This is a genomic window from Paracoccus nototheniae (assembly GCF_004335005.1).
Classification (GTDB): Bacteria; Pseudomonadota; Alphaproteobacteria; order Rhodobacterales; family Rhodobacteraceae; genus Paracoccus; species Paracoccus nototheniae.
In genome coordinates this window covers 1-8,060 of the sequence record NZ_RQRT01000104.1, presented here as the reverse complement: position 1 = coordinate 8,060, position 8,060 = coordinate 1, and the positions used below count along the sequence as shown (strand labels likewise).

At 64.6% G+C, this 8,060-nt stretch carries 6 protein-coding genes and 3 pseudogenes; 4 read left to right on the top strand and 5 right to left on the bottom strand.

Features of this window, described 5'->3' with window-relative positions; translation table 11 throughout:
- Positions 1-313 precede the first annotated feature (313 nt).
- A pseudogene (locus EG885_RS20820) lies at positions 314-1,278 on the top strand (DDE-type integrase/transposase/recombinase).
- Here EG885_RS20820 and EG885_RS23610 read toward each other — a convergent pair.
- A complete protein-coding gene (locus tag EG885_RS23610) occupies positions 1,242-1,433 on the bottom strand; it encodes a 3-keto-5-aminohexanoate cleavage protein (protein ID WP_379107199.1) in 192 nt (63 codons plus the stop codon). The pseudogene EG885_RS20820 and the gene EG885_RS23610 sit on opposite strands and share 37 nt — an antisense overlap.
- Here EG885_RS23610 and EG885_RS23380 point away from each other — a divergent pair.
- A complete protein-coding gene (locus tag EG885_RS23380) occupies positions 1,428-1,676 on the top strand; it encodes a hypothetical protein (RefSeq protein ID WP_242679779.1) in 249 nt (82 codons plus the stop codon). The genes EG885_RS23610 and EG885_RS23380 overlap by 6 nt on opposite strands.
- A gap of 663 nt (positions 1,677-2,339) precedes the next feature.
- Here the strand turns inward: EG885_RS23380 and EG885_RS20810 are convergent.
- Positions 2,340-3,539, bottom strand: coding sequence for an MFS transporter (locus EG885_RS20810; RefSeq protein WP_131578489.1), 1,200 nt, complete (start codon positions 3,537-3,539; stop codon positions 2,340-2,342).
- A 78-nt stretch (positions 3,540-3,617) separates the two neighbouring features.
- On the opposite strand from EG885_RS20810, the gene EG885_RS20805 reads away from it, so the two are divergent.
- Positions 3,618-4,619 (top strand): AraC family transcriptional regulator, encoded by a 1,002-nt coding sequence (locus EG885_RS20805; RefSeq protein WP_131578486.1) that lies wholly within the window; start codon positions 3,618-3,620, stop codon positions 4,617-4,619.
- Here the strand turns inward: EG885_RS20805 and EG885_RS20800 are convergent.
- Positions 4,607-5,476 (bottom strand): EamA family transporter, encoded by an 870-nt coding sequence (locus tag EG885_RS20800; RefSeq protein ID WP_131578483.1) that lies wholly within the window; start codon positions 5,474-5,476, stop codon positions 4,607-4,609. The two genes, EG885_RS20805 and EG885_RS20800, sit on opposite strands and share 13 nt — an antisense overlap.
- A 61-nt stretch (positions 5,477-5,537) precedes the next feature.
- On the opposite strand from EG885_RS20800, the gene EG885_RS20795 reads away from it, so the two are divergent.
- Positions 5,538-6,053: a MarR family winged helix-turn-helix transcriptional regulator gene (locus tag EG885_RS20795; protein ID WP_341352777.1), complete on the top strand. Its 516-nt coding sequence runs from the start codon at positions 5,538-5,540 to the stop codon at positions 6,051-6,053.
- 465 nt (positions 6,054-6,518) lie between these two features.
- Here the strand turns inward: EG885_RS20795 and EG885_RS20785 are convergent.
- Positions 6,519-6,998, bottom strand: a pseudogene (locus tag EG885_RS20785) (IS110 family RNA-guided transposase); the annotation flags it as partial.
- Positions 6,999-7,070: 72 nt separating this feature from the next.
- A pseudogene (locus EG885_RS23605) lies at positions 7,071-7,343 on the bottom strand (IS3 family transposase); the annotation flags it as partial.
- Between the last annotated feature and the right edge of the window lie 717 nt (positions 7,344-8,060).

The window sequence follows — 8,060 nt, the reverse complement described above, 5'->3', positions numbered from 1 at the left end:
CGAGGCCCCGGGGCTTTGCCCGGCACAAACCGGATCCTGCCCGATTGACCTTGCTGCGCTGAGCAAACGGCTGGTCTGAGGACACTGCCCCACAGTCGCGCTGTGCCCTCGACCGGCCGCTTTGGGCGGTGCGCGTATCCACCTGTTCAACGGAACGGTGCCTGCAGCTGAATGCCGCGGATCGAAGTAAACGCCTATGATCGGACATTGGCAGCCCGCCTGTCCCATCCCGGATGATCACATAGCCCCCCCGCCGGACCGCGTTCTTCGTGGCAAGATCCATCCTGATTGAGTTTCGGGATGGGAGGCGGGGATGCTGATCTCTCTTCACAAGCAGGCAACGACAATACCGAAGAGACGGGCCGCGATCCAGGCAAGCACCGAACCGGCCTGGAGGGTGGCGAAACGCTAAGGCATCTCCATGCGGACCGTCTGGAAGTGGCGGAGCCGGGACAGTGTGCATGATCATGCCACAGGCCGCACAGGCTTCGGTCGACGCGTACGCCGGCACAAGAAGCTGTGGCAGTGGCGCTGCGCAAGTCGCTGCTGTTGCCGCTGGATGACCTCCTGTCGGTGGTGCGGGAGTTTCTGAACACGCACGTCTCGCGCTCTGGTCTGGACCGATGCCTGCGCTGGCATGGCGTGGGCTGCCCTGCCTATGCCTGCGCACGGGACGTTCAAGACCTATAAGCCCGGCTATCTCCATGTCGATGTGAAAGACCTGCCGCAGATGGCCGACGAGAGCCGCCGCCGGTATTTGTTCGTGGCCATCGACCGCGCCACACGATGGGTCTTCGGGCGCATCGACCCTGCGAAAACCGCCGCCAACGCCCGCCGCGTCTTGCGTGATCTGGAGCGGGCCGCGCCGATGACGATCACCCGCTGGCTCACCGACAACGGCAAGGCGTTCACCGATCGCCTGTTCGGCCTTCGTCGCCGGAGGCCACCGGTAACCACGATTTCGAGCGCCTCTGCGCCGACCTCGGCATCAAGCATCGCCTGGCTCCGCCGATGCACCCTCAGACCAATGGCATGGTCCAGGGCTTCAACGGCTGGATCGAGGACGTCCTGCAAGGCCACCGCAACCGCCGCGGCGAGGATCTGGAACCGACCATCCTGCGCTCCGTACGGTTCTACAACGGTCAGCGTCCGCAATCCGTGCTGAAGGGCCGGACACCCATCGACGCGCTCAAGGATTGGCAGAAACAAAGGCAGGAAATCTTGAGGAAGCGGCCTTGTAATCAGGCGGGATGTGACCGCCAGCTTGCCACCCCTTGAACAATACGGAGCGCGTCCGACACAAGTTCAGCGTTGTTTTCCGCCATATCACCACTCGCAAGGTGGCACCCATCCTCCAGCCCAATCCGTGTGGACCAGCGTCGTTGTCTCGCGCGGGTGACGAAGTGCCAAACGGTCGCGTCAAACCCATGCAGAAGGATCGGCGTCCGAATGTGGGCGCGTTCAAGAACCCGCGCGATGCGGTCAGCGACTGCGTCGGCCTGGCTTCTGTCCTGCTCTTCAATTTCAATCAGGATCCGAAACGGTCGATGACAATCTTGAAGGCCAACAAATCTCTCGGCATCCGCTTGCGAGGCCAACCCAGCCTCCACGCCGACACCCCTGCTGTGCAGCAAAGCGATAACCGAAGGAGCATCCCTCTCGCAAAGGTTGACTGAGGCTTAGTCGGGCAGCAGACCCCACGATGAAATGCATTTTAGTGTTTGTATCCCATCCTGTTCAATCCACGCTCCCGTCGACACGCCGACAAGAGTGCCCGGGCAGGCGCGCCGCACGGCATGTATCGCCTCATCGACCGCCAGCAGGCTCTCAAGACCGTCAGCCGCGGGGGGCAGATATGAAGTTCGGCAGCCCCAGCAGAAACGCATGCCGCCCCATCGCGAGCGATCGCCTCGGCCGTGAGCAGCAGCTTTGGGTGAAAGTCATCAGGACGCGCACTGTTGAGGCAGGCTTGCATGATCATGCCGTTCCCCCATGTCGATGGGGCATTTTAGCCTCTGGGCGAAAGGTGACAATGGGTTCTGCGCGTCGACCCGGATAGCGGCGTGATCATGGGGCGGCCATTGGGTCCGGTTATCGGTGAGGACGGCGCAAGCCAATCCGGTCGTCGGTGGCCGTCGCAACGAGATCGGCCGGGCGGCATCCGCGCCTTCAGCCCTTTTCCCGGCGTGATGATTGCGTCCAAACTGATGCACACATCGGTGCCGGCGGGGCGAAGGCCATTCACCGGCCTTTGCAAAGGGTGTCACCCTGCCGATCCGATAGAAGGGGAAAAAGCCGATCCCGCCCAGCCCTTAGCCCCGATCAGGACCGTCCGGACGTCATGGCAGCCGGACCCGGCTGACGATCATGGCCACGGCGGCCACCAGGATCAGCCCGCTGACCAGAAACACCCCGCGTGGTCCTGAGATCTCCAGCAGGCCACCGCCAAGACCCGCCCCTGCCGCGATGGCAAAATTGATGGCGGCCACGATTAGGCTGCCGCCCGCCTCGGCCTGATCGGGGATGGCCCGGGTGATCCAGGTCGACCACGCCACCGGTACGCCTGCAAAGACCAGACCCCAGATCGCGATCATCGCTGCGTCAAGGGCGGGGATGCCTCCGAAAGCCGTCAGCAGCAGCGCCAGCGCGGCCATGGTCAACGGCATCAGGATCAGCGCCAGCCGCAGCGAGCGCTGGATGACGAAGGCGATAAGATAGGTGCCCAGGAAATTCGCCAGACCAAAGCCGAACAGGATCAGGGTTACGCCATTGACGCCCACGCCGGTCACGGTTTCCAGAAACGGACGGATATAGGTGAAAAACGTGAAATGCCCGGCAAAGACCATCAGAACGGCGGCCATGCCGATGCCGATGCCGGGACGGCGCAGCACCTCGAACAGGATGCCGGCCCGGGCACGGCCCCGCGCGGGCAAGGCGGGCAGCGTCAGGATCTGGGTCAGCAGGGCCAGCAGCGCAAGCCCGGTCGCGGCCAGAAACACGCCCCGCCAGCCGATCATCGCGCCCAGATAGCTGCCTACCGGGACCGCAAAGACCGTCGCCGCCGAGACGCCCATGAACATGATCGACAGGGCGCGGGGTATGTCCCGTTCGGGCACCAGCCGCATCAGGGTGGCGACAGACAGGCTCCAGAAGCCGCCAAGGGCGACCCCCATCAGCACCCGCCCGATCAGCAGCGTCGCAAATCCCGGCGCGCTGGCGGCGATCAGGTTCGACAGGACCAGCAAGACCGACAGCCCGATCAGAACATGCCTGCGGTCGATGCGCCCGATGGCGGTCGAGATGAACAGGCTGGTGATCAGCGCCACAAACGCGGTGGCTGTCACCGCCTGCCCGGCAGCCCCTTTGCTGATCTGCAGCCCGTCGGCCAGGGGCGTCAGCAGGCTTGCGGGCAGAAACTCGGCCGTCACCAAGGCGAAGACGCCAAGCGACATGGACAACACCGCGCCCCAGGCCGGTCGGGTCTGTTCGAGGGCATCCGTATCCGTGTCTGCGGCTGTCAGGAAAGTATCGGATGGCATGCTGCGTTCCTTGGATGAGCCTGTGATCCGTCACGATATAGCTTGGGATTTCGGACAAACCATGTCAGTTTATCCGTCATGCTTGATCCAAACGCCGGAAACCATCAAAATCGTGATGCCGTCAGCGAGGTGCTTCTGGGCATGCGCCTGCGCGGGGCCAGCTATTGGCGGCTGCGTCTGTCGGCTCCGTTCGGTGTTGCCTTCCCGGCCAGCAGGGACGCGCGGTTTCACTTCATCGGTCAGGGCCGCGCCGTGCTGTTGTTGCCCGGCATGGCGCCGCGTCCGATGGCTGCGGGCGATGCCGTGCTGATCCCGCGCGGTCAGGTCCATCGGATCCTGTCCGCGCCGCAGGTGGCCGCGCGCGATTTCGACAGCTTCACCCCCGAGACGCTGTGTCAGGCCTTCGCGGAAATCCGCGACTGCGACGCCGATGCCTGCCGCAGCGCCGACACGACCATTCTGACAGGTGCGATGGAATTGGATCTGGTTACCATGCATCCGCTGGTCGCCCTGATGCCCGAGGCCATGTCGGTCGGCGCGCTGCTGGATCGCCAACCCGAGATGCGCGCCATTCTGGCCGGGATGGAGGCCGAGATGGCGCAGGACCGCCCGGGTTCGGTCGGGGTTCTGGCGCGGCTGGCGGATGTGATCGCGGCGCTGATCGTCCGGGGCTGGATCGAATGCGGCTGCGACAATGCCTCGGGCGTGATCACCGCCCTGCGCGACCCGCGCCTTGCGCGCGTGCTGGTCGAGCTGCACCGCGATCCGGGCCGCGCATGGGACGTGCCGATGATGGCGGGCCTGATGGGTGCCTCGCGTTCGGTTTTTTCCGACCGGTTCGTGGCGGTGCTGGGCGTCAGCCCGCTGCGCTATGTGACCGATTTGCGGATGCGCGTCGCGGTGCAATGGCTGGAACAGGAAGGCACGTCGGTTGCCTCGGTCGCCTATCGGCTTGGCTATACCTCTCAGGCGGCGTTCACCCGTGCCTTCAAGCGTGTCATCGGTGTGCCGCCCGCAGCCCATCGCCGCAGCGCCGGTCGCCCGGCTCAGGCGTCCCATCCCGCGCCTCAGGCGGGGTGAAGCGAGATGACGTGGCGGACGGGCCGCGTGCCCAGCCAGGCGCAGAGCAGCACGATGCCCGCCCCCAGACCCTGAAGGGATCCCAACGTCTCGCCCAACACCGCCCAGCCAAGGACCACGGCGGTCACGGGGCTGAGAAAGCCAAGGCCGGTGATGGCCGAAGGGCCAAGCCGCTCGATCCCGCGAAACCACAGGAAATAGCTGATTGCCGCGCCGAACAGGCCCAGCCACAGATAGCCGGACAGGTTCGTGACATCCAACGGAGGCAGCGCAGGCTCGAACCACCACGCGGCGGGGATCAGCAGCAGCCCCCCGGCGGTCAGTTGCCATGCCGTCAGCGTCAGGGTCGAGACCTCCGGTCGCCATTTGCGCGTCAGCACCACGCCGCAGGCCATGGACACCGCACCGGTCAGGGCGGCGGCCACGCCAAGCGGATCCATCTGCGCCTGCGGCCCCAGAACCAGTAGCGCGACCCCGATCAGCCCCCCCATTGCGGCCATCACCCGCAATCGCGTCAGCGGCGCGCCCAGTGCCAGATGCGCCAGCACCAGAACCAGCATCGGCTGCACCGCGCCAAGGGTCGCAGCGACCCCTCCCGGCAGGCGATAGGCCGCCACGAACAGCGCGGCCCAGAAGACCGCGAAATTCAGGCCGCCCAGCACCAGCAGGCGCCCCAGCCAGCCGACGGGCGGCAGCCTGCGCACCATCAGCATCAGCACCAGCCCCGCAGGAAGCGCCCGCAGGACGGCGTTGGTCAGCGGATAGCCTGCCGGCAGCATCTGCGTGGTGACGATATAGGTGCTGCCCCAGATCGCCGGGGCGCAGGCGGCAAGGATAATGTCGATCTGGCGGGACATGGTCATCTCCATTTGTCTCGATGTCGAGATATATGGCGGATGTCTTGACGTCAAGACAGTCATGCGGCATCACGCTGTCATGGATCAGGTGGACCGCATTCTGCAGCAATGGCGTCTTGAACGCCCCGATCTGCACACCGGACCTATGGGGACGATGGGCCGCCTCAAGCGGCTGGTCGATCACCTGAGCGACGAGCTGGCGCAGGTCTATGCGGCCCATGCCCTGACGGCTGCCGGGTTCGACGTTCTGGCCACGCTTCGCCGGTCCGGCGCGCCCTTCGCGTTGACCCCGTCCCAGCTGATTTCATGGACGATGGTGGCCTCGGGGACGATGACGAACCGGCTGGACCGGCTGGAGGCGGCGGGACTGATCGAACGCCGCCGCAATCCCGATGACGGTCGCGGATCCATGGTCGCGCTGACGCCCCGGGGCCTGACGCTGATCGACACGGTCGTGGCCGAACATGTAGCCAACCAGCACCGGCTGATGCAGGCCTTGTCGCCGGAACAGCGCGATCAGCTGGATGCCGTTCTGCGCGCATGGCTGGGATCGTTCGAGGCTGCGAAGGACGCATAGGCATCTGACGGGCACGGCGTTCCCGCGTCCGCCGCGCCATCCCTCGGACGCGTTCTGAGGCCGCGCAGCCAATCGGTGCAACCGTCCTGCACTGTCCATTCATGAGGGGCGCAGTGAGCGTCGACCGAAGCCTGTGCGGCCTGTGGCTTTGGTTATGCACACTGTCCCGGCTCCGCCACTTCCAGACGCTCTGCATGGAGATGCCGAAGCGTCCCGCCACCATCCAGGGCGGTTCGGTGCTTGCCTGGATCGCGGCCCGTCTCTTCGGTATTGTCGTTGCCTGCTTGTGAAGAGAGATCAGCATCCCCGCCGCCCATCCCGAAACTCGATCAGGATGGATCTTGCCACGAAGAACGCGGTCCGGCGGGGGGCTATGTGATCATCCGGGATGGGACAACATCTTTGGTCTTGATGATTGCTGAGGAGGTCCGCGCAGCGTCGGAAATGGGAATGCACTCCGTCCGCTTTATGTAAGGACACTGCCGGATTTGGGACCACGATGCCGAACTCTCCCAGATGCGCGCGGATTGCGTTGACAAGCTGCGTCAGCTGGCGAACGAGAAAGTCACGCGTCCGGTGCTGCATCAGCACCGCCTGCTGCCTCTCGGTCTTGACCGGCACGAAGCGCATGTTCGGACGGGTTACCGCTTCGCAGATCGTCTCTGCATCAGCCGCATCCGTCTTGCCCCGCTTGACGAAGGGCTTGATGTAGGAGGGCGGGATCAGCCGCACATCATGGCCAAGCTTTGCCAGTTCCCGTGACCAGTAATGGGCTCCTGCGCAGGCTTCCATGCCAACGAGGCAAGGTGGCAAGCGTGAGAAGAACAGCAGAACCTGGGCTCTCCTGACCTGCCGCCGCACGAGGGCGATGCCTTTGGCATCAACGCCATGAACCTGAAACACGTTCTTGGCCAGATCCAGGCCAATTGTGGCAATCTCCTTCATCGATGGCTCCCTTCATTGGTAAGTGTGACAGCACCCAATGTGGAACATTACGATGCCGGGAGCGGGAGCCATCCACTCCATCAATGGCGCATCCACTGGCAACTTCACGCAGATCGTCTTGGGCTTGCTGCGCCATTCGATGATGGTGTTGAAACTTCGGCTGACCCGCTATGCTGGCTGAGAAAAGTCCACCTCAATGCTGAAACTTTCTCGGTTGAACTCGTCCAGCACGTTCAGCAGTCGGAACGCGCGACCGTCAGGCAGTCGATCGGCCATAAAATCTATCGACAAAATTATATTTTGAGCCTCAGGCACGGCCAAGGAGTCCGACACGTCCCTCTTTAACCCCTGCGTAGCGTCATGGTAAGCGTCCGGTCATGCCGCGTGGTTTGAACGGTTCCACCGTAGAAGATCATCCACTCGGGTGATCTTGCAGTCTGGAATGCAGGCCAGCGTATCCGCGAGCCATTCCTGAGGGTCTCCTCGACGACCTTGCCAATATCGAAGGGCGCATCAAGGCCATGAATGGCAAAGTGGAGTCATATGCCAGCCAGCATGGGGCCGTGAGCCGACTGGTGACCATTCCCGCCGTCGCAACCCTCCAGCTCGAGATCGAAGGATTCTTCGGCCCGTGCCCGGATCAGCTCGACCCGCCAGGGCGGCCGCCCGATACCTGGCACGGGCAGGGGGGCCGAGGGCAGCACCGAGACCGGCCAGCGCCGCCGTGGGTTGGCCGAAATCTCTGGCATCCGCCTGCCGGCGCCAGCGCCGGAGTGCGATGGCGGTGGTGCCCCGAGGCCTTGGCGACCAGATGCGGCGCCGTAAGGCGGTCATCGGCAGTCGGGCAGCGATGCCCGCCGCAAAGCAGGCCGCCACGGCGCCGTCCACCGCTCCGGCGCCGCTGCCCGCGACCTCATGCAGACACCTCAGCGCCAGACCACCCTGCGGCATCCGGCGGTCGAGCATGTCGACACCGAAGGGCAGCACTTCAAGCGCATGCGTCTCGGCGCCCTCGAGATGGGCGATGCGCGCGCGCAGAGCGGCGACGGTGGGTCGGGGCAC